Here is a 26,120-nt window from a genome sequence, read left to right as displayed (position 1 = left end):
AGATAGTCGCGCCATGCGACCTGCCGAAGAATTAGGGTAACCGGCCGTTTGAGGCCGCCTTATGATTAAAGATTGTGACTGGTAACTTACCGTCGTTAACGACGTCGTTATTGACGTCATTTGAGAGGTAAGAATGGCCCAGGAAATCCTGATTGGTGTTGAACGCCGTCGCCGCTGGTCGGATGAACGCAAACTGGCGATACTGTCTGAAGTTGGTGTGGATGGAGCGAGTGTATCGGATGTGGCACGTCGGCATGACCTGACCCGCCAACACCTTTACCAATGGCGGAGTTCATTCCGTCAAAGACTATCTTCGCCAGATCAGTCTGTGGCGTTTATTCCTGTTGCTTCAGTGACGACACCTGCTGTGACATCTGGCGGTGGACCTGACGAACTGGCCATAGTGCTGCGCAATGGCCGTAGTATCAGGGTGACGGGACATCCTGCCGAAGATCTTCTGGCCCGGGTCATCCAGATTGCGGAGACGGCATGATTGGCGTGGGCAACGGCGTGCGTGTCTATCTGGCCTGCGGGGTGACCGATATGCGCAAGGGCATATCGGGTCTGGCAGCACTGGCACAGGACGTGCTGCGTCAGAACCCGACATCAGGGGCGCTCTTTGCTTTTCGTGGTCGCCGTGGCGACAGGATCAAGCTTCTGATGTGGGACGGTCAGGGGTTCTGTCTTTATTACAAGGTGCTTGAGAAGGGACGTTTTCCATGGCCGTCTCCGGCAGAGGGCGTTGCACGCCTGACGACAGCACAGATGGCCATGCTGTGGGAAGGCATGGAGTGGAGACGCCCTTCCTGGTCTGCACCACCGTCTCGCGTAGCCTGATTTTTATGGCGTGATCGTGTAGAACCTTTTGAATTTTCTTAGATTTTCTGCTATTTTTTCATAATGACGCCTGCACCCGTGGTCCTGCCTGATGATCCGGATATCCTGAGGGAAATGATTGTTTCCCTGCAGACCGAAGTGGCCCGGCTTTCTGCGTCGGCCCGTGCGTATGAGGCTCTTGTCCAGTCTCTCAAAATCCGGATCGCACGCCTTCAGAAACAGAAATTCGGGGCCAGTTCAGAAAAGATAGACCGTGAGATTGAACAGCTCGAACTGCTCCTTGAAGATGTAAAAATCGCCATCGCGGCAGCCGATCCTTCTCCTGATATCAGGGAGCATGATGTCAGCGATGATGCAGTCTCTCCCCCACGGCAGCGTGGCAAACCACAGGTTTCTGACACGACACCACGGGAGCGTATTGTTCTCGACCCGGGTGAGGCCTGTCCTGCCTGTGGCGGTCCTCTGCGTCTTGTAGGCGAAGATGTCACCGAAATACTGGACTTTATTGCGGCAAAACTGAAAGTTGTCGAAACGGCACGGCTGAAGAAATCCTGCCGCCATTGCGAAACGATGGTGCAGCCTGAAGCACCGTCGCGCCCTGTTCCACGGGGGATGGCTGGCCCCGGGCTTCTGGCCCATATCCTGGTCTCGAAATTCGATGACCATATCCCGCTTTATCGTCAGAACGAGATCTTTGCCCGTCAGGGTGTGGACATTCCCCGTTCAACCCTGATCGACTGGTGTGGTCAGGCCGTTGCCGTTCTGCGTCCTCTCACAGATCTGATCCGTCAGGATGTCGTAAAGGCAGACCTGCTGCATGCCGATGATACACCCATCCAGGTTCTTGATTCCCGTCTGCGCCAGGCTGGGAAACCACGTGGTGTGAAGGAAGGGCGGATCTGGACCTATCTGCGCGATCCCCGCCCCTGGGGCGGGAGTGATCCGCCCGCCGTGGCCTACTGGTTCTCTCCCGATCGCAAGGGGATCAATCCCCAGACCCATCTGGCACAGTTCCGGGGCATTCTGCAGGCTGACGCCTACGCGGGGTTCAGGGATCTGTATAAACCCGATGCAACGGGAACCGTGCATGTGCGCGAAGCGGCCTGCTGGGCTCATCTCCGCAGGGCCTTCCATGATGTCTGGAAGGGCAGTGATTCGACAATCGCAAGGGAAGCACTCGAGCAGATCGGGGAACTCTACGATATCGAGCGGCAGCTCACCGGGTCTCCTGCTCCGTATCGTCTGGCTGTCCGACAGGAAAAAAGCCGCCCTCGTGTCACAGCATTCCACGCATGGTGCGAAACACAGCTCGCCCGTATCCCTGGCAAGGGGGAACTGGCAAAAGCAATCCGTTATGCGCTCAACCGGTGGGCAGCCTTTACCCTCTTCCTCGAAGATGGTCGTGTTGCCATCGACAACAATCCTGCCGAACGGGCCATACGACCGGTATGCGTCGGGCGGAAAAACTATCTGTTTGCCGGTTCAGACGCCGGGGGCGACAACATCGCTGATGCCATGACGCTTATCGAAAGCGCAAAACTTTCAGGCCTCAACCCGCACGATTACCTCGCCGATGTTCTCGCCCGCATCAACGAACACAAGATCAACCGCCTCCACGAATTGTTGCCATGGAACTGGCAACCCGCGAATACGCTTCACAAAAAGGCCGCATAATCAAGGCGGCACAGAACGGCCGGTTACGAATTAGGTAATACACAATGACGTTTCGACAGTGTCTTCTAACCGTCTGCATTCTGGCGCCGGCGACTGTGAAAGCCACAGATGCCTATGGGGCAGATGTGGGTCTTGCGCCTGCTGTTTCATCCAAAGGTAGAGAGGCCCATCATGTTACGCGACCGCGTAACGCAAAGTCAGTTCGGGCTTCGATCACACCTGCTCATGCTGCCAAGGTGCCTTCTGAGCAGGCTGAAGCCATTATTGTAACCGGGACCCATGCGCAGAATGTGGGGGCGCGGCATAGCACGAGCCCTGTTTCGGTCATTACAAATGCAACCCTACGCCGTTCAGGACAGATGAACCTGGGAGATGCGTTGAGCCGCACATATGCATCCATCAACGTGAATCCCATGGGGACCAATGCCAGTGCTCTGACTGCATCAATTCGCATGCGGGGATTGAATCCCAATCAGGTGTTGGTCCTGGTTGATGGTAAGCGCCGTCATACCACGGCCAACATCTCGGCTGATGCAGGGCCGGATTTTGGGGCAACACCAGTTGATCTGAACATGATTCCCGCTGCCGCAATCGATCATATCGAGGTGCTGGAAGATGGTGCTGCAGCACTCTACGGCTCCGACGCCATTGCGGGTGTGGTCAACATTATTACCAAAAAAACCAACCATGGTTTGAATATTAGCAGCCAGACAGGGGCAAATGCCTATAATGGCGATGGATGGCAGTACCAGGTCGGTGGCGATGGCGGACTCTCGCTTGGTGGAGACGGCTATCTTCATTTGAGTGGCCAAGTGTATCATACAGATCACATGCTGCCTAAAACCTATGATCATCGCCTGATGGGTTCATCCGCGCCTGCCGGGGCATATACGGGCGCCAACTATACCGGTTCTGCTACGCCTTCTCTGCAATCTAACCATTTTACAAGTACGCCGGAGGAAACGCGTGAGAACCTGAGCATCAATTTTGGCAAGACAATTGCCAGAGATGTACAGTTCTATGGTCTCATCACCTACGCGCATCGTCATGCGGAAGCATTCGAGAACTATCGTACCCCTTCCTCTGCACCGACCATGTACCCTGACGGGTTCTCTCCAATTTTGACGAATGAAGAAAATGACTATGCTGCTACCCTCGGGCTCAAAGGAGACAATTTCCTTGGTTTCAACTGGGATATAAGCACGACCTATGGCGCCGATGAGGACAAAATCGGCAATAAGAATACTGCCAATCTCGGTATGCTTAGCCCAGAAGGCGATGGTTGTTCGACGTCTCCTTCCAGCCCCTATTATTCCTCTGGGGGATGTGGCTGGTCGCCCAGTAAAGTAAGGGCCGAAACGTTCCGTATGGCTCAATGGACAAATAATGCCGACTTCCGTCGCCAGTTCAAGATTGCCAATACCGTTCCGATGAACCTCGCTTTTGGCGCGGAACATCGGCTTGAAACCTATACGGTCAAGGCAGGCATTCCTGCCTCTTATGAAGATGGCGGCGTTTCGGCGTTCAATGGTTTGCAGCCCCAGAGTGCAGGGAACTGGGACCGTGATATCTGGGCAGGCTACATTGATACTGATTTCCATTTGACGCCCAAATGGAATGTCGATTTTGCCGGTCGGTTCGAACACTATACGGATGTGGGCAATACTGAAAACGGCAAGGTTTCGACCCGCTACAATTTCTCCCGTCGTATTGCCATTCGCGGTACGATCAGCAATGGCTTCCGTGCGCCCACTCTGGCGGAACAGCACTACAGTTCCATGACAGTTGGGCCGACGGGAGCGGGTGGCCTGCTGGGTGTTGACTCTCCTGCTGCACAAGCGCTGGGGGCTGCCAAGCTCAAGCCGGAACGTTCAACTAATGTCAGCGCTGGTATCGTGCTTGAACCAGTGAATGGGTTCCATATCGAAGCGGATGTTTATCAGATCAATATCCGTGACCGTATCGTGCAGGGCGGCGTTGTGAATGGCACTTCCGCCATAACGGCGCTTGAGAACTCCGGCTACCTGCTCAGCTCCAACGTGACCCCGGCGGACGTAACGGCTTATTACTTTACCAATGGCGCCAGCACCCGCACGCAAGGCGTTGACATCAAGGCAGATTACCTGCTGCACCTGCGCCGTTATGGCAACCTTGCTCTCAGCATGGCAATCGACCTTAACCGTACTCGCTTACACCATAATGGCACCTATGATGACCCCAATACCGGAGCGATGGCGCAGTATCTGAATGCCTCGAACATCTCGTCCATCACCACCGCTTATCCGCGTAGCAAGATTATCCTCAATGCCTACTGGACCACGGGCAAGTGGGATGTGAATATCCGTCAGACGCGGTACGGTGAAACGACGTCCATGCTGCAATACATGGACTGGGCTACTGGTACCTGTGCAGACGGTTCCTCTCAGCAGTTTTCTCAGACATGTTTTGGTCAGTTCAAGAATACCCCACGATGGTTGACTGATCTTGAAATTGGGTACCGTATCAATCCGCGCTGGCACATCGCTGTAGGGGCTAACAATATTTTCAATATTCGTCCACGCAAATTGCCTGAGAACCTCAATTATGTTGGTGGTCAGATCTATGATTATCAGTCCGCTCAGGTTCCCATGACAGGTGGTTATTACTACGGTCGTGTCAATTTTACACTCTGAGCGATATTCGGGGCTTCCTCCGCTGTGGTGGAGGAAGTCGGATGGCATTTTGCCATCCCGTCGGTTCCAGCGGATGATTTTTGTATAAGGCATGAAACAGGATTTTATTTATGCGTAATATTCTCGTGCTGTTTTTTCTGTTTGCATGTGCCCTGTTATCATACACCGATCGAGAAATACTCAGTCTTCTTGTTGATTTTATAAAACTTGACCTAAATATCAGTAACTATCAGTTTGCTCTATTGATAGGCACATTTTTTGGCGTAATCTATGCTGTCATGGGTTTACCGGTGGGTTGGCTGGTTGACCGTCTGCCGCGTAAGCCGTTCCTTATCGGTGCCATAGGGCTGTGGAGCGCGGGAACCATGGTCTGTGGTCTGGCCATGCAGTTCCCCCTTATGCTGATGGGGCGTATGCTGGTGGCCGCGGGTGAGGCGGCGTTGGCGCCGGTTGCCCTGTCTCTCATCGGCGATATTTTTCCTCGTCATCAGCAGGGGCGGGCGCTGGGTTTCTATTTTTCGGGCATTGTGGCGGGGGGTGGGGTCTCAATAATTGTTGGTGGCTGGTTACTTGGACCAGCTGGGCTGTGCCTTCTTGCACCCCTCATGCCGCATTTGGCGCCATGGCGGCGGATTTTCATGTTTCTGGCCATGGTTGGGACCTTCATGTGCGTCCTTGCGCTGTTTGTCGTGCATGAACCCAGACGTGTGCATTATGTGTCCGGTGCCCCGGATGGCAGCTCGGATGCATCCGGGCGGAGACAGTCCCGTATGGTCCTGCTCGTTACCTGTCTAGCCGTCTCGACTGTGTCGGTTATCGATAATGCGGTGGGCGCTTGGGCACCCTATGTCATGTTGCACGCGTTTAGTGTTTCTGCTGCCCATATCGGTAAGATACTGGGGGGAAGCTTGATCGTCGGCGGCCTCACAGGTGTTACAATAGGGGGCATTCTGAGTGACCGCTTGATGAAGGGGCGGGGCCAGGAAGCGTTCTATGCACCCATCATCATGCTGCTGCTTGTTCTTGTGGTGCTCTGTCTCGGGGGAGCCGCATATAACTACATGCTTGCATTGTGCATGATCATGGGGATCGTCGCATTGGCCGGTATGTGCTCGACCCTGGGACTGAACCTGATCCTGCATCTGGGCACGTCACGCCGCCGGGGTTTTGTCACTTCGTTCAGCTTTTTCCTTAACGTGCTGGTTGGCGCGGGTTTGGGACCTCTCCTTGTGCCTCTTGCATTGGATATGCCGCTTCAGATCACACCCATTACTGCATTGAGCAGTGTTGCTGCGGGCGCGGCCCTTGTTGCGAGTGGCCTGTTCATAGCAGCCCGATGTCTGAGTCGGAATCTCTCGCCTGCCTGATGATCCGTTTTCTATAGGGACTACAATGATCAAGAAATTCATGGGGCAACGTTGTTTCTGGTTCGGCCACATTATGGCGACAGCTGTGGTTGTTCTGGATCTTGTTCATGGTGGGATGGCTTGTGCCGATACACCATCGGTGTCACGCATCGAACAGATCATCAGCAGGATGACATTGTCGGAAAAGCTGGGGCTTCTTGATGGTGGTGGGCGTTCGGATGCTCGCTGCGTGGGTTATACGCGGGGCGTAAAACGGCTGGGGGTACCCGCTTTGTGCATGGGGGATGGTCCGGCAGGCGTGGGTAACGGGCTGACATCTGTTACCATTTTTCCGGCTCCCATCTCGGTTGCTGCAACATGGGACACAGCGCTTGCCAAGCAGTACGGTGAGGCTCAGGCGGAAGAGCAAAAGGGGAAGGGGCGCAATGTGGCCCTGTTACCCACGGTTAATATTCTCCGCACTCCGTTATGGGGACGTGCTGCGGAAACTTTAGGAGAAGACCCGTTTCTGAGCAGCATGCTGGGGACCGCAATTGTGGAGGGCGTACAAAGCCGCCATGTGATTGCCATGCCAAAGCATTTTGCTGCTAACAACCAGGAAACAGACCGTTTTGGCGATGCCCCTGCTTGGTCAGCGGTTGATGCGATTGTATCCGAACGGGCCTTGCGTGAGATTTATCTTCCCGCTTTCGAGGCTGTTGTTCATGCCGGGCATGCACAGTCTATCATGTGTGCCTATAACAGAATCAATGGGAAATATGCCTGCGATAATACTTATTTGTTGGGTATCCTGCGCAATGAATGGAAATTTGATGGGTTTGTTACGTCTGACTGGCTGTTTGCAGGCCGCAGTACCGTGGCCTCCATCAAGGCCGGACAGGACCAGCTTATGCCGGGGGGGATCAATCCATATGGGCTGCCGGACTATTATGGCCCGCCCTTGGTTCAGGCTCTTAAAAACCATCAGGTTTCCACCGCTGAGATTGACGGTATGGTACGCCATGTCCTTAACGGTATGTACCGTGTTGGGGTAACGGATGCGATGGGTGACCAGTCAGGTGCCAATGTGCGTACGCCCGCCCATTCGGCGCTGGCGGAACAGATCGCTGCCGATGGCATTGTCTTGCTCAGGAACCAGCATCACGTCCTTCCCCTGTCCCGCCATGACAGGCGTATCGCCATTATTGGCCCGGATGCGACCACCGAGCAGAAAATCACCGAACCCTACGGTGGCTTCGTCCCGGAAGATTCTGCTCATCCTGCACTGTCTCCGCTACAGGCCATCCGGGCGCTGGCTGGGAAACGGGAGGTTATTTACGCCGCAGGGACAGAAGGGGTGCGTTCGCTCCCCTCGTTGCCAGCCTCGTTGATAAAAGATCCTGATGCGCAGGGTGACGGGTGGAAAGTAACCGTTTCTGGCAATGGAACCCATGCAGATGTGGTGCAGCGCCATGTTACGGATATGTCTGTTACGCGGCGTCCGCAGCGTTGGGATGGGATACTAATCGCACCAGAAAACGGGACATACCGCTTTTCCATCGCAGGAGGAGGGCAGGCCGCCATAACCATTGACGGACAGGCCGTGGCAGCCTACCGCAAGGAAGAATTCAATACGGTCGCGCAGGGTTCGATAAAGCTTGTTAAAGGCCAGTCCGCGCATATCAGCGTTTTTTATGATCCGTTGACCGCAATACTACCCCTGAAACTCACTCTGGGCTGGGCTCCCCCTTCTGCTCTGCGCGCGCAAGCAGTTGCCGCAGCAAGAAAAGCAGATATTGCCGTTGTCTTTGTTAATGATGAAGTCTCTGAAGGCGCGGATCGGACCACCCTTGACCTGCCGGGTGATCAGAATGAATTGGTTACAGCAGTTGCCGCAGCCAATCCACGAACGGTTGTCGTCATGAACACTGCGGGGGCTGTGCTTATGCCATGGAGAGACAAGGTTTCTGGAATACTGGAGGCATGGTATGCAGGTGAAGGAAACGGTGAGGCCATAGCCAACGTGCTGTTCGGTCTTGTTAATCCATCCGGCCGTTTGCCTGAAACCTTTCCTGCAGATGCAACACAGGGTGTTGCCGCAAATATCTCAACTGTCTCAACTGCCGAATCCCCGGGTGAAAACCTGAAAGTACATTATGACGAAGGAATTCTGGTGGGATACCGGTATTATGACGCTCATTCCCAGCGGAGTGCTTATCCTTTTGGATACGGGCTGAGTTATACCAATTTCAATATTTCCAATGTGAGAATGGAAAATAACACTGTATTTTTTAAAGTAAAAAATGAAGGGAAGCAGGATGGAAAGACTGTTGTGCAGATGTATGTTTCTTTTCCCAAGGCTGCCTATGAAGCTCCCCAACAACTCAAGGCATTCCAGAAAATCAGCCTGAAGGTAGGGGAAAGTAAAGACGTCATATTTCCGCTATCACCTGAAATGTTCAAAACATGGGATGATAAATATCATAAATGGAAAGTTGTTGTTGGGGAATTTAAAATATATATCGGATTTTCCTCCCGTGATCATCTGTTTGAAAAACGTTTTTCAATAAAATAAAAAGACCTTGGGTAGTTATCTTTCGATATTGTTTACATTTTCCTTTTTGACAGTGACCGTTAAAATAAAGTTTAGCCCATGACTGATGGCGGAAAATGGCGATTACGCGGCGGGTTCGAAGAACTCCTTGGGTTTGAGACGCATTTTATGGTTCCGTCTTCAATAGTTAGGCTCAGGACTCATTCTTTGAGGTAGAAGATGACGCTTGCTGCGATATGGATTGCAGACATGAAGGTATGAGCGCACCGGTCATATCGGGTCGCAACACGTCGCCAGTCCTTCAGTTTTGCGAACATGTTTTCGATGAGGTGGCGCTTTTTATACAGATGCCAATTGTAAGGTGGCTTTGATTTCCGGTTCTTCTTCGGCGGAATACAGGCTGTGATATTGCGTTCTGCAAGCGATAATCTGATCTGGTTGCTGTCGTAGCCTCTGTCCCCGATGACTTCTTCTGTCTCATCGGGGAGGTCTGCCAGAAGCACGTCTGCGCCTCTGAAGTCACTGACCTGCCCCGCAGTCAGATGAAGGCGGACAGGTCGACCCTGATCATCGCACACGGCGTGAAGTTTTGAGTTCAGGCCGCCTTTTGTCCGTCCGATATGGCGGGGAAAAGCCCCTTTTTGAGCAGGGACGCCGATGTCCGGTGTGCCTTGAGGTGTGTTGCATCGATCATCAAACGCTTCGAACGGCTAGCCTGTTCTGTCAGGGTGACAAATATCCTGTCAAAGACACCCAGGCGGCTCCACCGGATGAAGCGATTATACAAAGTCTTGTGTGGACCATACGCTTTCGGAGCGTCTTTCCACTGAAGACCGTTACGGATTACATAAACGATCCCGCTCAGAACACGCTGGTCATCCATGCGTGGCACTCCGTGCGCCAGAGGGAAAAATGGCTCAATCCGCTCCATCTGCCTCTCAGACAGCATAAACACATCACTCACAGGCCCACCCTCCATCGGTAAGCCTGTGAATCACAACCTCTCGCTCAGTTCAATAAATTAATAGGTCCTGAGCCTAGCTACAAAAGCATAATAGACAGAGGGTGCAATCGGCAGAACCCTGCAGATTGCACCCGACACCATATGTCTGCCGGTGATCATCAGTTCCTGCGGGACGTGGATTCAGACGCACTTTATGCGCTGCTGACTGAGCGGCTGGCGATCTACCATGACAGAGGCGCCGCTGACGAGAGCAATCAAACTATTGTGTGTCCGGCAAACATGTGTCAGAGTTTTGAAGATCACGGAGCCGAAAATGTTGCTACGTCATACGATGAACGAGAACGAACGTATCATTTTGAACATGATCGTGGAGAATCCGTTCTTGTCGCAGGAAGATCTGGCTGAACGGTGCGGTCTCAGCCGACCGATGCTCGCCACCTATATCGGACAATTGACGCGGAAGGGATTTCGTATTGGTCGTGCCAATATCGTTGCGAAGCAGGGGCGCAGCATCTGTATCGGTGGGGCGGCGATTGACAGGAAATATCGTCTGGCAGGACCGATAGTGCCTGGCACGTCCAATCCTGCTGCCGGGCATACGACATTTGGCGGTGTAGCTCGCAATGTTTGCGAAAATCTCGTGCGGCTTGGCGGGCACACGACGTTACTGGCGGTGGTCGGCGATGATGCGTCCGGGCATGCGCTGGTCGAGTATATGAAAAACTGTGGTACGGACACATCGCGCATCAAATTCGCGACCGGCGCGCCAACTGCGGAGTATGTGGCGATTCTCGACGGAGAATCCAATCTGGGCGTCGGAATTTTTGATGCGTCTGTCGCGGATTTTCTGGATGTTGCTTATCTGCAGTGCAATACATCGCTGATCGCCTCTACAGACTGGGTTTTTGTGGACTGCAACATATCGGCTGACGTGCTGGCCTGGCTTGTTCGGGAGGCTAGGCAGTATTCCTGCCGTCTGGTGTTCGATACTGTGTCCATCAGCAAGGCGCAACGGCTGCGTGGACATCTGCATGATGTTGAGGTGCTGTTTACCAACCAGGACGAGGCGGTGGTTCTGCTGCCAGACGGTACGCAGGATCTTACAATCCCTGATCTGGCGGCGGCCCTTGTCAGAAATGGGGTGCGCGTTGCGGTTATTACCGAGGGCGCGCGCGGTCTGACGGTCGCGGATGCGGAAGGTGTCCGCCGGATTGAGGCTGTTTCCACCGATGTTGTGGATGTGACGGGCGCGGGAGATGCGCTGGTTGCCGCGACGCTGACGGCGCTTATGGAAGGGGCTGATGTGAATGCCGCGTGCCGTCATGGTGTTGCAGCAGCGGCGATGACGATCGGATGCAGGGAAAGCGTCTACCCCGATCTTAATCGGGAATCTCTCGATTTATTCATGAAGAAAAATTTACTCTCTGAACAAGTCAGATAAGGAACACATGGTATGATGACGTCCGGTCTCCCGCTTGTTATTTCTGCCGAAGTCCGGAATGCTCTGGATAAGGGGCAGGCTGTTGTCGCGTTGGAATCGACAATTATCACACATGGTATGCCCTGGCCTGACAATGTGCGGACAGCGCGACTGGTCGAGGAGACGGTGCGCGCCGAGGGCGGTGTACCAGCGACAATTGCGATCATCGACGGCAAAATTCATGTCGGACTCGACGACAAGACCCTCGAATGGCTGGGCACAGCGCAGGATGTTATGAAAATCAGCCGCGCTGATCTGGCTTTTGCGCTGTCGGCCGGGCGGCATGCCTCGACGACCGTGGCGGCGACGATGATCTGTGCGCATCTTGCTGGAATCAGCGTGTTTGCGACGGGCGGGATTGGCGGCGTTCATCGGGGCGTCGAGGAAACGATGGATATTTCGGCTGATCTGCTGGAGTTCGCCCGTACGCCGGTCGTGGTCGTCTGTGCCGGGGCCAAGGCGCTTCTGGATCTGCGACGGACGCTGGAGTTTCTGGAAACGCAGGGTGTGCCGGTTGTCGGATATAAGACCAGTGATTTTCCAGCGTTCTGGAGTCGGTCCAGCGGTCTGCCTATGCCGTTGCGCGCTGACAGCGCCGGGGAAATTGCGGCAATGATCGCCATGCGGCGGACGCTTGCTCTGGAGGGGGGCGTGGTTGTTGCCAATCCTGTTCCGGAACAGGACGAGATACCACAGGCAGAAATCGAAAAGCTGATCAGAACGGCGGTCGAAGAAGCGCATGAAAACGGCGTAACTGGAAAAACTGTCACACCGTATCTGCTTGGCCGCATGCTGGAGTTGACGGACGGGCGCAGTCTGAAGACCAATATCGCGCTGATCGTCAGCAATGCGCGTCTTGCGACGCATATTGGCGTTGCTCTTACGTAAAGACCGGGCCCAAGCAGATCCGAGAGTCCAATCCGGAACGGATGCGCAATATTCCCGATGCAAAGTTTATTGTCGCCATCGGCATTTTGCCTCAGATCACTTATCTGAGTCCGCTGCATGTCAATTTGCTTTCCCGGTACGACTATGCCCCGGCCCGCAGGACACTCTTGGCCGGAAATTCTGTCCCGGCGGCGTGTTGCGTCCCGCTGCGCTGTCTGCCAACAGCGGCTCCAGATCGTGAGGCTGCACCGCCCGCTTTCAGATCCATGACACGGGTGGATGGATTAAGCCACTACGTCTTATGGCAGATTTTGGGCCGGAAGGCGAGCCTACTGGCGGCTGACGGAGACATCTCCAGCACTCGTTACTTCGGAAAGAACTCCAGTTTTGAAATGGTCATGCTTTCTGTGATGTAAGGGACTTTTCTTACGGCAGCTTTGCGAGGCTGTCGAACATGAGCTCGTAGATCTTTTCCATCGCACAGGAGCGGACCCAGTGGCAGTTTGCTGGCAGCCCGGTTGACCCCCACCAGTCCACGACGGTCATCCCTAGGGTCAGCGTCGATCCAGTTTCAATAGCCACATAGCAGTCTTTTCCGCTGAACAGCTCCGGCCAGAGAATCCAGGCCATGGCCAGAGCATCATGCAGGGGCCGTGTCCGTGTTCCGAATTTTCTGTTTCCGTGCTGCTCGAAAAACGAAATCATCCCTGCGCAGGCGTCCCCGGTACGGGTGCCCAGTGCGGCCAGTCTGTCTTTCCAGTCGACTGGCATGAGGGCTGACTGCGTGCAGTCGATCGGCATGACCGTAAGCGGCACCCCTGCGGTAAAAACAACGGCGGCGGCTTCCGGGTCGACAAGAATATTAAATTCGGCTGCGGGCGAGACGTTGCCGCCCTCAAAAAATCCACCGCCCATCATGACGATATTGCGAACGCGTGACGCTGCAGCTGGAGAGCGACGAAGCATCAGCGCCACGTTGGTCAGGGGGCCAAGTGCGAGGAGGGTCACACTTTTTGCTGGATGGGTCAGCAGAGTACGGATCATCCAGTCGATGGAGTCTTCCGAAAGTGGCGGATTGGCAGGCATGGGCCAGTCATAGCCGTCAATTCCGGTTTTCCCATGAATATCATGGGCATAACGGGCAGCCCGCATCAGGGGCATGACAGCGCCGGGTCTGACTTCCATTTCCGGAAATCCCGCGATTTCAACAACACGTCTTGCGTTCTCCGCCGAGGCCATGACCGGAATGTTGCCGGATATCGCACTGATGCCCAGAATATTGATATTGGGGCTTGCCAGAGCAAGGAAAAGGGCAAAAGCGTCGTCATGGCCAGGGTCGGTATCAATTATAAGCGACCGGACCGCTGATATTTGTTGTGATTTCGTCATGAAAGTGGCACGTTCCTATTTAAAAACAAATTTATTGTCGAAACATCATATGTTGGGACCAACAATGCAACAAAAAAACAGCGTTGCTGAAATTCCCGTGCTCAATGTGTCCGCGCTGCGTGGTACCTGTACGCATGATCTGCGCGGGGTGACGATTGAAAAGCTGCGGCATACGCTTGAGACGGTTGGCTTCATCTATCTATCGAACCATGGCATCGACGATGAACTGGTCGAACGGATGCGTGACGCGGTCGTTCGTTTCCACGATCTGCCGCAGGAGGCGAAGGACAGACTTCTCATCAACCGATTTCATCGTGGCTATATTCCAGCCAGAAGCTCGACACTCCGTACATCGTCCGTGGCGGAGGTCACGCGCCCGAACCGCAGTGATTCTCTTATGATTATGCATGAACTGGCCCAGGCCGATCCAGCTTTTCTGCGTGGCGATCCGTTACAGGGCGCGAACTGCTGGCCGGAGGAGTTTCCGGAACTCCGCACGATTGCACTGGACTATATGGCCGCTCTATCAGCTCTTGGCCGGGACATGGCGGTTGCTCTAGCGGAAGCTCTCGGGCTTCTGCCGACATGGTTCCTGCCGCACTTTGATCGTCCGACGCTTTTTCTGCGTCTGCTGCACTATCCGCATCAGGGGCCGGTAACAGAGGATGCCGGCATTGGGGCGGCTCCGCATACGGATTATGGATTCATTACCATTCTGGCACAGGATAACAGTGGCGGTCTGGAAGTGCAGGCCAAAAATGGTGACTGGATTCCGGCACCGCCGATCCCGGGGACCTTTGTCATGAATGTCGGCGATATTCTGTCACGTTGGTCGAATGGGCGTTTTGCCTCGACGCCGCACCGGGTCATCAACCGCTCGGGCAACCGGCGGTTTTCGCAGCCGTTCTTCTTTGATCCGTCTATGGACAGCGTGATCGAGTGTCCTTCCAGTCTGCTTCAGGCTGGTGAGACGCCCCGGATGCCGCCTGTCCGGTGGGGGGATTATCTGATGGAACGACTCGACAGGAACTACAACTATCGAAACTCTCCGTCTCCATGAAGGATCTTGGTCGCCGTGGACTGCTGACGACGGCCGCATCCGCCCTGTTTGCGCCCCGTACAGGCCGGGCACAGGACAACAGTCTTATCATCACAACCTATGGCGGAAGCTGGGAGACATTCTGGCGTGAGCAGATCGTGCCGCGTTTTGTGGCGCGAACCGGGGCTTCTGTCAGCCTTGATGTCGGGTTCGGTCGCACGTTCAGTTCCGCACTTCGTGCCGCCGGACCCGGCGGCACGGACTATTCGGTTCTGATGATGAACGATATTTTTGTTGAACCGTTATGCACAGGCGGGAATTTTGAAAAACTCGATATGGACCTTCTGCCGCACGCGTGTAATCTTTATGATGTCGCCTATGCCGAACATGGGATGGCGCTGACAGCAATGATTTCCCCGATCGGGATAGGGTATCGTACGGATCTGGTGAAGACCCCTCCTTCTTGCTGGCGCGATCTGTGGACTAATCCGGAGTTCAGGGGGCGCATCGGCCTTTATAACGTTCAAAACAGTGTCGGAAAGGCGTTTGTGTGTCTTGCCGGGCGTCTTTTTGGCAAGGGTCCGGAGGATATGGACGGGGCATTCAGCGCACTGGTCCGTCTTGGTCCGGTTCTACAGACCGATTTTAACATGTCTACGATGATGGGCACCGGCGAGATCGTCGTTGCGCCTTTCGATTTTGGTGAAATTGCACGCCTGCGGAGGCAGGGTCTTCCGGTCGACTGCGTGATGCCGCAGGAAGGGATGCTGATGTGGGATCAGACTTTCACGATCTGCGCACAGGCTCGCTCCAGAACGCTGGCCTACCGCTATCTGGATTTTATCTTTGAACCGGAAATTCAGCTGATGCTGGCGGAGACCTTCTTTGTGTCACCAGTCAGCCGCGCCGTGAAAATTCCGCCTTCTCTGGCGAAGGATGTGCCCGTAACCGGAGACCACATGGCCAGCATCATCTCAACCGATTGGCACTGGGCGAATGAAAATGCCGCGACACTTGATGCACGCTGGTCACATGTTTTTGGCTGACAGGCATCCCCTGCTCTGGGAAAGAGGATTGTATGACAGTTGTTACTCTTGATGGTCTTTCCCGCAATTTTGGCACCGCTATTGCACTGGACTCGGTGTCTCTGACGGTTGAGCATGCTTCATTCGTTTCTCTGCTCGGGCCGTCCGGTTGCGGAAAATCCACGACACTTCGCCTGATTGCGGGATTTGACCGCTGTGACAGCGGGCGTATTCTTTTCGATGGTGAAGATGTTGCCGGGCTTCCGCCGGAACGACGCGACATCGGTATGGTTTTTCAGTCCTATGCGCTGTTTCCCCATATGACGGTGGCGCAAAATGTGGCTTTTGGCCTCGAAATGCGCCGGATTTCAAAGAATGATATCCGGACCAGAGTTGCACGGGCTCTTGATCTCGTACGCCTTGACGGGCGGGCCGATCGTTTTCCGAAACAGCTCAGTGGGGGGCAGCAGCAGCGTGTGGCGCTGGCCCGGGCTCTTGTGATCGAACCCCGCATTCTATTGCTTGATGAGCCACTGGCAAATCTCGATTCGACGCTCCGATCTGAAATGTGTTTTTTTATTCGTGAACTCCAGCAGCGTGTTGGCATCACCACTCTTTTCGTCACGCATGACCAGAGCGAGGCGATGGCGATTTCAGATCAGATTGTCGTCATGTCGGAAGGGCGTGTCGTGCAGATGGCTCCGCCTCTCACACTGTATGAGCAGCCCGTGACCGCCGATATTGCCCGTTTTATCGGGCGGGCCAATCTGCTGAAAGCTGATCCGGCGGCTGGCGGATTTGCTCAGCCCTGCCTTGGCACGATGAAAGTGCATCCTGATGCGCGGTCTGTGTCAGGACCCTTCATCGGGATGCTTAGGCCTGAACAGATCAGCCTTCTGCCCCCCGGAACGGAGGATACAATACCGGCCCAGATCACGTTCCGGCAGTATGGCGGTCATCTGACGGAGTATCGCGCCTGCGTTCCCGATGGCACAGAGGTGGACATTCAGCTTTCTGGCCCACCGGCTTTCGGGCTGGGCGATATGGCCGGACTTGCACTGCGGGACGGATGGCTATGGCCCGTGGAGCCGGGCAAGGCGCCCCTATGAAACGCTCTCTGCTGCTCCTGCCAGCCGGTCTGGTTCTCACGATTTTTCTGGTTGTTCCCTATCTGGACATAGGGTTTATCAGCCTGCATCCTTCCAGCGCCACGGCTCCGTACGCTCCGGGATTTACATTGAGAAACTATCGGGATGTTCTGACAAATGATTATCTGCTTCACCAGATCGCAGTGACATTATGGATAGGCTTTTGCACGACGTCAGCAACGCTTCCCCTCGGATATATCGTTGCCTGGTCTCTGACGCATGCTAGCGGGCGAGCCAGAGCGATTCAGCAGGCGATGGTGATTTCTCCTCTTCTTGTCGGGATTGTTGTCCGGTCTTACGGATGGACAATCCTGCTTGGTAATAACGGGGTTCTCAATCGCGCGACGCGTTCTCTGGGACTGACAAAGTCCGTGATTCCGCTGATGTATAATGAATTCGGGATCATTGTTGCGTTGACCCATATTTTTCTTCCTTTCATGATCATTCCGATTGCCGATACGCTAAGAACGGCCGATCCGGCTCTGGTTCTGGCCGCCAGAAGTCTCGGAGCATCCAGGGTAAGCGTGTTCCGGCGTGTCATACTACCGCTCAGCGGACCGGGAGTTCAGTCAGGCTGCATTCTTGTTTTCATTTTATCTGTCAGCTCTTACGTGACACCGATGCTTATTGGCGGGATGCGCGTAAAGACTCTGCCGATGACGGTGGTCAATACATTGCTGGACGCCTTCCTCTGGCCGGCCGGAGCGGCGCAGGCTTTAATTCTGAGTGCGTGCGCGATCGCCATTCTGGTCATTTTTCTGAAGCTCTGGCCCATGAAATGGAATCGTCTATGAGTGGAAAATGGGTGATCACCGTGCTGGCGTGGCTGATTTACGGCTTTCTGCTCGCACCGACCCTGGTGGTTGTTATCGCATCCTTCAATGCAGGGGCATTTCTGACATTTCCACCACAGGGCCTGTCATTTCGTTGGTATAATACGTTTTTTCACAATAGGGTTTTTCTGGATGCGATAGAGACGTCGCTCTACGTGGCTTTGATCGCGACTGGGGTATCAGGTATTATTTCGACAATGGCGGCGCTTTATGCGGCCAGAAGCACGCCTTCTGTGTCCGGAGCGGTACGGCTGGCATTGACACTGCCTCTCATTCTGCCGGAAGTTCTGTCTGCGATAGGACTGCTGTTCTTTTTCTATGCAACAGGGCTGGGCGTAAGGTACTCCATCGCACTGGTCTTCGGACATGTGCTTATCACGCTTCCCTTTATCTACATTAATGTATCAAACGCGCTACGTGGATTCGACTGGTCATGGGAAATGGCTGCTCGCAGTCTGGGCGCATCTCCGGTCAGGGCCTTCAGAAGAGTGACCTTTCCACTGATCCTTCCCGGGATCATGAACGGATGTCTGTTTGCTTTCATTGCATCATTCGATTCGTTCTCGACATCATTTCTCCTGAAAGACATCGGGACGGCGACATTGCCCATCCAGCTTTTTGATTATCTGCGTCTGAATTTCACACCGGAAGCCGCAGCCGTTTCTACAGTAACCGTAGCAGTAACGACTTTTCTTGTTTTCGTTATGGAGAAATTCATTCTTCCGACCAGTCTTGACGAAAAAGAGAAATAGCCAGCTTTCGCTGAAGGCACGACAGACTTCGCTTTTGTTTTATTGCGGATCTGATCGCGAATCGTGGAGTTTCATCCTAATTTCATACCATGTATCCCGTTACATAAACGCAATGACATGCAGATTTTTTTAAATTATAACCATATCCAGATTTCATGAATCCTGATTCTGATCGTCAATTTAACAATAACTCTTTAATATAAAATGATATTCCTACAGATATCGACCACGAAGAGGTATCTCAACAAAGGATTAGAAACAAAATATCCGTTGAACGACTCGGGATTTATATATTACGATCCGTCATCGGTTTCAGGAAACAAATCCATGAAAATTCGTTCTACCTCTGATGAGTTTGGAATTTTTATCGAGGATCTCGACCTCCGGACGATTCCTGATACGGATTTCCCCGCCCTCCGTTCTGCGATAATACAGTCGGGTGTGGGGGTCATTCGCGATCAACTGCTCACACCGGCGGATCTGGTGTCCTTCGCGGAAAGGTTCGGGAAAGTCGAATATGGCGTTCGGGGAGAGTTCCAGCATCCGGACAATCCGGATGTTTACGTGATTTCTAATATCGTTGAAGATGGGAAACCTCTTGGCAATCCCAATGATGGGTTTGCCTGGCATACAGACCTGAGTTTTCTTGAGCATCCGACGGCGTTTACGTTTCTCTATGCGGTAGAAACGCCAACCAGTGGTGGTAACACCGAGTTCGCCAGCGCAGCTCTGGCCTATGACCGCCTGCCGGCGGCACGGAAACCTGAACTTGATGGCATGCTGGTCTGCCACAGCTACAAAAGGCTGCATACGACAAGAAAGAATGCGCGCGCTCTGACTGAGGAAGAGCTGCGCCGCATGCCTGATGTCATTCATCCGATGGTTCGCACGCATCCTGATACGGGACGCAGGGCTCTGTATCTCGGTCCAAACACGTCTGTTCCGATCGGAATGACGGATGAGGCGGGACTTGCGCTGATGGATGAGCTGATGGAATTCACCGTCGATCCCGCATACCGCTATGTGCATGTGTGGAAACCGGGGGATCTGGTGGTGTGGGACAACCGAACAATGGTCCATCGCGCCACGGAATATGACAAAATCAACGAGCGACGACTGATGCACAGAACGACTGTGAAAGGTGAACGTCCTGTCTGAATGAGCGGGGGAGGCACGGGCTGCTTTTACTCATATTGTTACGGTAAAGAAACGAAAGAGAGGCAAAGTGAAAACGCAAAATTATGCTGCTGTTCTTGTAGCCTCCACGGTTCTGATAACACCCGCCTGTGGTCGTACCGTGCATCATGGACTTCATTCCGCTGGCGGGCATGCCGAGAAGCTGGGACTTCCCCCCTCCCCTTCCACATCTGCCACCCCACCGGCGGGCAAGGCTTTCGTTCCGGCGCCCGTACGCGCCACGCCTCAGCCACATGCGACACAGGAGGATGTGGTTGTGCATGCCTTTGTTCTGCCGAACGGTGTAACCCGCACGGCTGCGGGTGGCGGACTTATGGTGAATGACTCGTCCCCTAGGGCGCGGCAGTTCGTGACACAGGACTATATTGCCAAACAGCCTGCGACAGCCAATCCAGAACAGCTTTTACAGATGCAGCCGGGCGCGAATGTGACAATGGGTGATCCGTTCGGATTTTCCGTTGGGCGTATGACTGTCCGCGGTCTTGATATTGGCGAGATCGGCTGGCTACTGGATGGGATGCCATTCAACAACGGCGCGGTGTATCCCAACGAGATCGTGGACAGCGCCAACCTGACCTCCATTGCTCTGACGCCGGGCTCGGTCGATTTTGATATTCCGACATTCGGTGCAGCGGGTGGCGTGGTGGATATGGTATTCCGCGACCCGTCCCACAAGGCGGGCGGCTTTGTAAACATTGGTTATGGTTCCTACAAATATAACAATCAGTTTCTGCGCCTTGAATCCGGGGATATAGGCAATACCGGTCTCCGCGGATTTTTCTCATTCTCGCATTCCCATTCCGACGTCTGGCACGGTCCGGGTTTCAACGACCGTCATCATATTGATTTTAAGCTTGTAAAAGACTGGGAGAATGGCAGCAAATCCGCCTTCTCTGTGGCGTGGAATCATCAGACTTTCATGCTGGATCGCTGGCCGACGCTTGGGCAGTGGCAGCAATACGGGACCAAATGGACCTATGACGCGCGATTTACTCCGGGCACCACCACATACTGGGGTGTGCATCAGAGTATGTTCGATAACGTTGCTGTGAGTGCACCGCAGCATATAAAACTCAGTCATCGTCTTGAACTTGTGGCAACACCTTATTTCTTTCATGGAGGAGGAGCATCGCCGGGAGCGGCTCTTCTTAACGGCTCGAATCTATATTCGGGAAACCAGCAGGTCACGAACGTCACCCTGCCGCTTGGCAACGGTACAGGTACATCTTCGCAAAATACCGTCATGTATACGCCAAATGTGTATGATCAGTATCGTACCGGCGCCAATCTATCGCTCAATTATACTCTTGGAGCGCATAAGCTGACGCTGGGTTACTGGTACGAGTATAATAATGCCTCGACTATCGGGCATGTAGGCTATATTAGTCAGAGCGGAATGCCGGCGAACACATGGGCGTCCAGCGGACTGCTCCGCCTGAACAATGGCCCATTGTATCAGTCTTCGAACACGCTGACCCTTGGACAGGTGAACGGACTGTATGTCGGAGACCGCGCCAGCTTCCTGAATGACAAGCTGCAGATCGAAGGCGGTTTCAAGGAAGTCATGTATACGATGCGTGGCTACAACCAAATGCCTGGCGCGGTCTATAACCGGAATGTCCATTATGCCATTCCTCTACCGACACTGGCGATGCGCTATAATTTCAATAAGGAACACCAGCTTTACGTCAATGTCGGGACCAATTTTCTGACCCCAAGTTCATCGCAGTTGTTCGATGTCTACAGCATGACAACAGGAAAGAAGGTGCAGCAGGGCGATACACTGCTGAAGCCTGAATATTCCATTGTCGAGGAACTTGGCTATCGCTACCAGGGGCCTTTGCTGAACGCCTCTCTGACTCTGTTCAATTATAATTTCACCAACAGGCAGGTCAGCACGACAATTGTTCAGAACGGGGCGCAGGTCTCCCAGTATATCAATGCAGGCGGACAGACGACACGCGGTCTTGATGCCCAAATTGGCTTTCGTCCGTGGCATCATCTTCGTCCATATGTATCGGCCGAGTATCTTCATGCTACCACGGACAATGACATGGTGACGTCAAGCGGCGATCTGCTGCCGACAGCAGGCAAGACGGCTGTCCGATCTCCGCATGTCATGGTCAATGCCGCACTTGATTATGACGACGGTCATTTCTTCGGCAACATCAGCATGCATTATGTGTCGTCGCAGTATTCGACATTCATGGCCGACCAGAAAATGCCGGGATACGTGACATCTAACATGACTCTTGGCTATCGTTTTTCTTCGATCGGCCCTGCAAAGTCTCCAACGATCCAGCTCAATTTGGTGAATCTGGCAAACAACCATTATCTCGGCGGGGTTTATTCCGTGCAGAACAATGCTCGTGCAACAACAGGCGTTCGCGGGACAGCTATCGCCGCGTCCGGTCAGCCAACCTACCTTGCAGGAGCGGGTTTTGCCGCGATCGCAAGCTGGTCAACCGGTTTCTGACCGATGACCGCGGTAGAGAGTATTCCTGTCATAGACATCGCGTCCTGGATCTCCGGAGATACGGGGGCGGAGCGTGCGATTGCGGACCGCGTTGATGCAGCCTGCAGGGAAATCGGATTCTTTCTTGTAACGGGTCATAGTGTTTCCGAAGGGATTCAACGGACTCTCTATGACGAGGCAAGGCGGTTTTTCGATCTGCCGGACTCCGTGAAATCTCTTGCCCACGATGCGGGTGACGAGATGGGTGGACTGGTTTTTCTTCCGCTAGAGAGAGAGGCTCTAGCTGGAACGCAGGGTGTCATTGGACCGGGAGATTATAAGGAAAGTCTGAATTACGGCGCTGGTCTTCCAGGAGGACGCTGGCCTGCGGGCAGTGCGGCGCTGAGGGAGGCTTTCATTACATATTTCGCTGCGATGGAGACGCTCAGCAAAACCATGCGGGAGATCTTCTGTCTGGCGATCGGTTTGCCTCGTGACTGTTTCGAAGAGGATTTTGCGGGTCATCTCTCTGCTCTGCGGGTCATCAACTATCCCGAGCAGCCTCAGCCTCTGGCGGAGGGGCAGGTACGGGCTGGGGCACATACGGATTATGGTTTCCTCACCATCCTGCGTTCTGAGGACACGCCGGGCGGCCTTCAGGTTCAGGGGCGCGGTGGCGCTTGGATCGACGCACCAGCTGTTGAAGGGGCGTTCATCATCAATATAGGGGATGCTTTCATGCGCTGGACCAACGGTGTGTGGCGTTCCACGCCGCATCGCGTGGTGAACCCGCCAGCAAAAGCAGGGCGTGGTTCGCGGCGTCAGTCCATTCCCTTTTTTCTCAATCCGCGTGCGGATACGGTGATCAACTGCCTTGAGCCGTTTCTTGGCGAAGGAGGAGAGGCGCTTTGCCCGCCGATCACGTATGCCGATTACATTGCGCTCAAGACCCGGCAGGCAAACGGCTGACTGGGGGCAGGTTCCCCGCCCCGGCTATACAACAGGAGCGTTTCATGACCAGCACCCTCCAAAGCGGCGACGAAAAGAAAGTGCGCGAGGAACTGGCGGCAATTTACAGGCTGCTGGCTCATTTCCGGCTGACCGATCTGATTTATACGCATGTGAGCGCACGCATTCCAGGCAGGCCGGGGCGTTTCCTGATCAATCGCTATGGCGCGTTGTTTCACGAAATTTGTGTCTCCGATCTGGTGGAAGTGGATGAGACAGGTCATGCGGTTGATAGTGACGCGCTGGTCAATCCGGCCGGCTTCAACATTCACTCCGCGATTCATGCCGCACGACCGGAGGTGCGTTTCGTTATCCATACGCATAGCCGTGATGGCGCAGCGGTGTCATGTCAGAAACAGGGGTTGCTGCCGCTAAGCCAGCAAGCTCTGATGTTCTACGACCGCATTGGCTATCATGGTTATGAGGGGTTTGCCCTGACATTGCCGGAGCGCGCGCGGCTGATTGCGGATATCGGCCAGAACAAGGGGCTCGTCCTGCGCAATCATGGTCTTCTGGTCGTGGGGCGGACTGCGGCCGAGGCCTTCAACCGGATATATACGCTGGAGCGGGCATGCCAGATCCAGATCGCGGCTCAGTCAGGTGGCGCGGAGCTGCTCTATCCAGAAAAAGAGATTATGGAACTGACCGGAAACATTTCCAACCCAGAGGAGCCGGCGGACTGGGAGGAACTTGCATGGAACTCTGCATTGCGGCTGATTGAGAACGACATGCCTGATTATCGCCAGTGAAGAGTAAAGACGGCTGAAAAGCGGTCTTGTGTTACACAATACGATGATTCAGGATCGTTCGTAATCAGAGGAATACGATGACATCGGACAAGGTATTAAACGATCAGGAAAAACTGATTCTCGATTGCATCGAGCGTAACCCGTTTATTTCACAGCAGGATCTGGCGGAACATTGTGGTCTGGCGCGCCCCACCGTGGCGACCTACATCGCGCAGCTAACCCGCAAGGGATTCCTGCTCGGCAGGGCGTATGTTCTTGCCAGATCGGAGCGAATCGTGTGCATCGGCGGAGCCGCGATCGACCGGAAATACAGGCTTGCCGGCCCCATGATCGGCGGCACGTCCAATCCAGCTTCGGGAAGTTCGACATTTGGCGGCGTGGCCAGGAACGTCTCCGAAAATCTCGCCCGGCTCGGGACGAACACCAATCTGGTTTCGGTTGTGGGGGATGATGAGGACGGTCAGATGTTGGTCGAATATCTCCGCAACGCGGGGGTGGATGTTTCCGGGGTACAGACCCAGCATGGCGCCGCGACAGCGGAATATGTGGCCGTGCTGCAGGAGGACAATGATCTGGCCGTTGGCATCGTCAATGCTGAGATCTTCGAAACTGTCAGTGTGGACACACTCAGGGCATGCTGGCCGACCATTGTCTCCGCGAACTGGGTTTTCGCCGACTGCAATCTTCCCACGGAGGTTCTCGCTTGGCTAAGCGGGCAGCGGGCGGACAACCGTTTCCGTCTGGCGATAGGAACGGTTTCCGCGCATAAGGCGCAGAAACTTCGCGGTCTTCTGGATGGGATAGATCTGCTGTTCACCACCGACAGAGACGCCGCTGTGCTGAAGTCAGAGCTGAAGCTGGTGTCACGGGGGAACAGAAAACGGGGACGTGATCAGGAACCGGATGAGCGTAATTCGCGCGCTGTGGTGTGTTTCCATGGTCCCGGATCACTGACAGTCACGACATCTGAGAGCACGCACCGGCTGGCGGTTCCGGTTGGAGTGGTCGCGGATGTCACGGGAGCGGCTGACGCGTTGGTGGCCGGGACACTGTCTTCCCTGCTATTGGGAGACAGTCTTACGGAGGCCTGTCGTTTTGGGATAGGGATGGCGGCTTTGACGGCGACAACGCACAGTAACGTGCATCCTCTTCTGACGCGCAGCTATGTTGAAGACCTCATGCCGCACTGAATTCAGGATGCGGTTCACCGATTATTTTTATGGCGTTTCGAGTGTCGGAAATCTGGCGATCTCCATTGCATCATGACCACCAGTGCACATGTCCTACTGAAAGACCTGTTTTGTGGCTGGTGTGTGGGCCGGTAGCCTGTACCGGCTTTTAACCTTGCACCAAGGGCGTTCCGCGCCTCCGTGAAGCAGGATTTCCGATATAAAAAGCTGAAAGACCCGCAATGTGACACGTCTTGTGATCAAATCCGGCGGCGGCGCCATGCTCCGCGTGTGGATCGACGCCTTTGGTCGACTGATGCTGGAGCTGGACGTTATTGGCTGGAAAGAAGCCTGTCAGGCTCCCGAAACGGTGGACTTCGTTCTGGTCTAGAGCGCGCTGCGAATAGCTTGAATCATATGATTCCCAAAGGGCGTATGATGTGCTTCAGGATGAAGACTGGTGAAGGAGGGCAGCCTTCATGCCGAAAGCCTACTCGCAGGGTTTACGAGACCGTGTAATTGATGCGGTGGAGAAAGACGGCATGAGTTGCCGGGCAGCGGCGCGGCGCTTCGGCGTGAGTGATGCTTCAGCGATCAAATCGGTGCAGCGCGCAAGACGCGTCAGGGATCGGTGCTGCGCCGGCACGGGCGGGCATCGTCCCTCGAAAACCAGACCTGAACGGGTCTGGCTGCTGGCCATCATTGATGCCGAGCCTGACATCATGACCAACCCTGCTGATCACCCGTGCCCAGTAATGAGCTGACCCGCAGGCTTCCAGAACAACTTCAAATGGGCCAAGTTTTGCAAAAAATGCTGAAACTTTACTGCGACCAAGCTTGCATTTGAAAACGCTCTTTCCATTCGCATCAGTTCCATGAGCCTGAAAAACAGATTTGGCAATATCAAGGCCAACATGCTTAGCTTTCATCCGGGCGGTCTC

General features: G+C 54.3%; 23 protein-coding genes and 1 pseudogene. 21 read left to right on the top strand and 3 right to left on the bottom strand.

Annotated features, from left to right (window positions below; translation table 11 throughout):
- Nucleotides 1–133 precede the first annotated feature (133 nt).
- The 6 genes from tnpA to ASN_RS05645 all read left to right on the top strand — a co-directional run bounded on the left by tnpA (nt 134) and on the right by ASN_RS05645 (nt 9,104).
- Nucleotides 134–493 carry an IS66-like element accessory protein TnpA gene (tnpA, locus tag ASN_RS19195; protein WP_058986867.1) on the top strand — a complete coding sequence of 120 codons (360 nt, stop codon included), beginning with the start codon at nt 134–136 and terminating at the stop codon, nt 491–493.
- Nucleotides 490–837, top strand: coding sequence for an IS66 family insertion sequence element accessory protein TnpB (gene tnpB, locus ASN_RS05665; protein WP_010510701.1), 348 nt, complete (start codon nt 490–492; stop codon nt 835–837). The genes tnpA and tnpB overlap by 4 nt, the downstream gene beginning before the upstream one ends.
- A 63-nt stretch (nt 838–900) precedes the next feature.
- Nucleotides 901–2,511: an IS66 family transposase gene (gene tnpC / locus ASN_RS05660; RefSeq protein ID WP_058986868.1), complete on the top strand. Its 1,611-nt coding sequence runs from the start codon at nt 901–903 to the stop codon at nt 2,509–2,511.
- Nucleotides 2,512–2,555: 44 nt separating this feature from the next.
- Nucleotides 2,556–5,183: a TonB-dependent receptor plug domain-containing protein gene (locus tag ASN_RS05655; protein ID WP_167541298.1), complete on the top strand. Its 2,628-nt coding sequence runs from the start codon at nt 2,556–2,558 to the stop codon at nt 5,181–5,183.
- Nucleotides 5,184–5,293: 110 nt separating this feature from the next.
- Nucleotides 5,294–6,550, top strand: coding sequence for an MFS transporter (locus ASN_RS05650; RefSeq protein ID WP_058987473.1), 1,257 nt, complete (start codon nt 5,294–5,296; stop codon nt 6,548–6,550).
- A 25-nt stretch (nt 6,551–6,575) separates the two neighbouring features.
- Nucleotides 6,576–9,104: a beta-glucosidase H gene (locus tag ASN_RS05645; protein ID WP_082666595.1), complete on the top strand. Its 2,529-nt coding sequence runs from the start codon at nt 6,576–6,578 to the stop codon at nt 9,102–9,104.
- Between the two features lie 179 nt (nt 9,105–9,283).
- Here the strand turns inward: ASN_RS05645 and ASN_RS18585 are convergent.
- A protein-coding gene (locus tag ASN_RS18585; RefSeq protein WP_099048358.1) for an IS5 family transposase occupies nt 9,284–10,047 on the bottom strand; the annotation gives its coding sequence in 2 pieces (ribosomal slippage) (nt 9,284–9,714 and nt 9,714–10,047; 765 coding nt in all).
- Between the two features lie 313 nt (nt 10,048–10,360).
- On the opposite strand from ASN_RS18585, the gene ASN_RS05630 reads away from it, so the two are divergent.
- Genes ASN_RS05630 through ASN_RS05620 form a run of 3 tightly spaced genes read left to right on the top strand, consistent with a single transcriptional unit; the run spans nt 10,361 to nt 12,831 of the window.
- Nucleotides 10,361–11,488 (top strand): carbohydrate kinase, encoded by a 1,128-nt coding sequence (locus ASN_RS05630; RefSeq protein ID WP_058987469.1) that lies wholly within the window; start codon nt 10,361–10,363, stop codon nt 11,486–11,488.
- 12 nt (nt 11,489–11,500) lie between these two features.
- Nucleotides 11,501–12,415: a pseudouridine-5'-phosphate glycosidase gene (locus ASN_RS05625; RefSeq protein ID WP_082666594.1), complete on the top strand. Its 915-nt coding sequence runs from the start codon at nt 11,501–11,503 to the stop codon at nt 12,413–12,415.
- 41 nt (nt 12,416–12,456) lie between these two features.
- Nucleotides 12,457–12,831: a hypothetical protein gene (locus ASN_RS05620; protein WP_058987468.1), complete on the top strand. Its 375-nt coding sequence runs from the start codon at nt 12,457–12,459 to the stop codon at nt 12,829–12,831.
- 10 nt (nt 12,832–12,841) lie between these two features.
- Here ASN_RS05620 and ASN_RS05615 read toward each other — a convergent pair whose 3' ends face one another.
- Nucleotides 12,842–13,804, bottom strand: a complete 963-nt coding sequence (locus ASN_RS05615; protein WP_082666593.1) for a nucleoside hydrolase — start codon at nt 13,802–13,804, stop codon at nt 12,842–12,844.
- Nucleotides 13,805–13,868: 64 nt separating this feature from the next.
- On the opposite strand from ASN_RS05615, the gene ASN_RS05610 reads away from it, so the two are divergent.
- The 12 genes from ASN_RS05610 to ASN_RS20500 all read left to right on the top strand — a co-directional run bounded on the left by ASN_RS05610 (nt 13,869) and on the right by ASN_RS20500 (nt 25,943).
- The gene (locus ASN_RS05610) at nt 13,869–14,864 is read left to right on the top strand and encodes an isopenicillin N synthase family dioxygenase (RefSeq protein WP_058989147.1); all 996 of its coding nucleotides are present in this window, start codon (nt 13,869–13,871) and stop codon (nt 14,862–14,864) included.
- On the top strand, nt 14,861–15,889 hold the full coding sequence (locus ASN_RS05605; protein ID WP_058987467.1) for an extracellular solute-binding protein: 1,029 nt from the start codon (nt 14,861–14,863) through the stop codon (nt 15,887–15,889). Before ASN_RS05610 ends, ASN_RS05605 begins: the two co-directional genes overlap by 4 nt.
- A 32-nt stretch (nt 15,890–15,921) precedes the next feature.
- Nucleotides 15,922–16,977, top strand: a complete 1,056-nt coding sequence (locus ASN_RS05600; RefSeq protein WP_058987466.1) for an ABC transporter ATP-binding protein — start codon at nt 15,922–15,924, stop codon at nt 16,975–16,977.
- Nucleotides 16,974–17,810: an ABC transporter permease gene (locus tag ASN_RS05595; RefSeq protein ID WP_058987465.1), complete on the top strand. Its 837-nt coding sequence runs from the start codon at nt 16,974–16,976 to the stop codon at nt 17,808–17,810. Before ASN_RS05600 ends, ASN_RS05595 begins: the two co-directional genes overlap by 4 nt.
- Entirely contained in the window at nt 17,807–18,601 is a 795-nt protein-coding gene (locus tag ASN_RS05590) for an ABC transporter permease (protein WP_099048289.1), read from the top strand. Before ASN_RS05595 ends, ASN_RS05590 begins: the two co-directional genes overlap by 4 nt.
- 327 nt (nt 18,602–18,928) lie before the next feature.
- A complete protein-coding gene (locus ASN_RS05585) occupies nt 18,929–19,759 on the top strand; it encodes a TauD/TfdA dioxygenase family protein (protein WP_058987463.1) in 831 nt (276 codons plus the stop codon).
- A gap of 67 nt (nt 19,760–19,826) precedes the next feature.
- Nucleotides 19,827–22,274 (top strand): TonB-dependent receptor, encoded by a 2,448-nt coding sequence (locus tag ASN_RS05580; protein WP_058987462.1) that lies wholly within the window; start codon nt 19,827–19,829, stop codon nt 22,272–22,274.
- Nucleotides 22,275–22,277: 3 nt separating this feature from the next.
- Entirely contained in the window at nt 22,278–23,222 is a 945-nt protein-coding gene (locus tag ASN_RS05575; RefSeq protein ID WP_058987461.1) for an isopenicillin N synthase family dioxygenase, read from the top strand.
- Between the two features lie 44 nt (nt 23,223–23,266).
- On the top strand, nt 23,267–24,010 hold the full coding sequence (locus ASN_RS05570) for a class II aldolase/adducin family protein (protein ID WP_058987460.1): 744 nt from the start codon (nt 23,267–23,269) through the stop codon (nt 24,008–24,010).
- Between the two features lie 77 nt (nt 24,011–24,087).
- A complete protein-coding gene (locus tag ASN_RS05565; RefSeq protein ID WP_058987459.1) occupies nt 24,088–25,200 on the top strand; it encodes a carbohydrate kinase in 1,113 nt (370 codons plus the stop codon).
- Nucleotides 25,201–25,423: 223 nt separating this feature from the next.
- The gene (locus ASN_RS19550; RefSeq protein WP_157765118.1) at nt 25,424–25,570 is read left to right on the top strand and encodes a hypothetical protein; all 147 of its coding nucleotides are present in this window, start codon (nt 25,424–25,426) and stop codon (nt 25,568–25,570) included.
- A gap of 88 nt (nt 25,571–25,658) precedes the next feature.
- Complete coding sequence (locus ASN_RS20500; protein WP_167541271.1) at nt 25,659–25,943, top strand: transposase; 285 nt, start codon at nt 25,659–25,661, stop codon at nt 25,941–25,943.
- On the opposite strand, the pseudogene ASN_RS20615 reads toward ASN_RS20500, so the two are convergent.
- Nucleotides 25,890–26,108 (bottom strand): annotated as a pseudogene (locus ASN_RS20615) (IS110 family transposase); the annotation flags it as partial. The gene ASN_RS20500 and the pseudogene ASN_RS20615 overlap by 54 nt on opposite strands.
- Nucleotides 26,109–26,120: the final 12 nt, after the last annotated feature.

Source organism: Acetobacter senegalensis, assembly GCF_001499615.1.
GTDB classification, from domain to species: Bacteria; Pseudomonadota; Alphaproteobacteria; order Acetobacterales; family Acetobacteraceae; genus Acetobacter; species Acetobacter senegalensis.
This window is presented reverse-complemented; position numbering and strand designations above follow the sequence as displayed.